The 457-nt window shown below is 66.7% G+C and carries 1 protein-coding gene; it reads right to left on the reverse strand.

Going from position 1 to position 457, the window contains the following annotated elements; all coding sequences use genetic code 11:
• Positions 1-57: 57 nt before the first annotated feature.
• On the reverse strand, positions 58-457 hold a 400-nt coding region (locus ADK67_RS11040), incomplete at its 5' end, for a DDE-type integrase/transposase/recombinase (RefSeq protein ID WP_157620119.1).

Consider the following 457-nt stretch of genomic DNA (forward strand, 5'->3'; position numbering starts at 1 on the left):
CGGACGACAGATCAACAGCAAGGACACCCGAACCGCGGGGTCAGTCGTAAACAGGAGTCAGGCCGCCTGGTGGCAACCACCAGTCTCACAGTCCCAGCACTGGCCCTTGCGTCCCACCGATAGCCGCACGCCCAGGTCCTCGACGAGGGTGCCGAATCGGTGGGACGTGTATGGGCAGCCGCGGTCGGCGTGGAAGATCACGCCGGGCTCGGGTCGTCGTTGCCGCACGGCGTTGTCGAGGGCCTGGGCGACGAGGTCGGTGCGCAGGTGGTCGGCGGTGGCCCAGCCGACCACCCGACGTGAGGCGATGTCGATCACAGTGGCCAGGTAGAGCCACCCTTCCCAGGTGTGGACGTAGTGAGCTTCCCCCGGTAGCCCGGTGGCTTTCCAGGCATGGTCCGATAGGGCCTGAAGGGAGTCGTCCGTGGCACCACCGAAGAAGTACCCCGACGAGTTG

The organism is Saccharothrix sp. NRRL B-16348 (assembly GCF_001280085.1).
Lineage (GTDB): Bacteria > Actinomycetota > Actinomycetes > Mycobacteriales > Pseudonocardiaceae > Actinosynnema.